Below are 1,179 nucleotides of genomic sequence, written 5' to 3' on the forward strand. Positions count from 1 at the left end.
CAAATGGCAAAGAGTAAGTTTGAGCGCAACAAGCCGCACGTTAACATCGGCACGATCGGCCACGTTGACCACGGCAAGACGTCTCTGACGGCAGCGATCACGAAGTACTTCGGCGAGTTCAAGGCGTACGACCAGATCGACGCGGCTCCGGAAGAAAAGGCTCGCGGCATCACCATTTCGACGGCACACGTCGAATACGAGACCCCGAACCGCCACTATGCCCACGTTGACTGCCCCGGCCACGCCGACTACGTCAAGAACATGATCACCGGTGCTGCGCAGATGGACGGCGCGATCCTGGTTTGCTCGGCTGCCGACGGCCCGATGCCGCAGACCCGCGAGCACATCCTGCTTGCTCGCCAGGTTGGCGTTCCGGCGATCGTCGTGTTCCTCAACAAGGTCGACCAGGTTGACGACGCCGAGCTTCTCGAACTCGTCGAGCTCGAAGTTCGCGAACTTCTGTCGTCCTACGACTTCCCGGGCGACGACATTCCGGTCATCAAGGGCTCGGCTCTTGCCGCTCTCGAAGACTCCGACAAGAAGATCGGCGAAGACGCGATCCGCGAGCTGATGGCAGCTGTTGACGCCTACATCCCAACGCCTGAGCGTCCGATCGACCAGCCGTTCCTGATGCCGATCGAAGACGTGTTCTCGATCTCGGGCCGTGGTACGGTTGTGACCGGCCGCGTCGAGCGCGGTATCGTCAAGGTTGGCGAAGAAGTCGAAATCGTCGGCATCCGCCCGACCTCGAAGACGACGGTTACCGGCGTTGAAATGTTCCGTAAGCTGCTCGACCAGGGCCAGGCTGGCGACAACATCGGTGCTCTGGTTCGCGGTGTGAACCGTGACGGCGTCGAGCGTGGTCAGATCCTGTGCAAGCCGGGCTCTGTCAAGCCGCACAAGAAGTTCAAGGCTGAAGCCTACATCCTGACGAAGGAAGAAGGCGGCCGTCATACGCCGTTCTTCACCAACTACCGTCCGCAGTTCTACTTCCGCACGACGGACGTCACCGGCATCGTCACCCTGCCGGAAGGCACGGAAATGGTCATGCCTGGCGACAACGTCACTGTAGACGTCGAGCTGATCGTTCCGATCGCGATGGAAGAAAAGCTGCGCTTCGCTATCCGCGAAGGCGGCCGTACCGTCGGCGCCGGCATCGTCGCCTCGATCGTCGAGTAA

General features: G+C 60.9%; 1 protein-coding gene. It reads left to right on the forward strand.

Annotation, left to right across the window (positions count from 1 at the left end):
- The first annotated feature begins 3 nt into the window (after nucleotides 1-3).
- Nucleotides 4-1,179: an elongation factor Tu gene (tuf, locus tag IB248_RS30850; RefSeq protein ID WP_018857113.1), complete on the forward strand. Its 1,176-nt coding sequence runs from the start codon at nucleotides 4-6 to the stop codon at nucleotides 1,177-1,179.

This window comes from Rhizobium sp. RHZ01 (assembly GCF_014851595.1).
Classification (GTDB): Bacteria; Pseudomonadota; Alphaproteobacteria; order Rhizobiales; family Rhizobiaceae; genus Rhizobium; species Rhizobium altiplani.

Bases quoted from the DNA above. Each gene is read 5' to 3' on its own strand.
- tuf (WP_018857113.1), top strand. From the start codon at position 4: ATGGCAAAGAGTAAGTTTGAGCGCAACAAGCCGCACGTTAACATCGGC.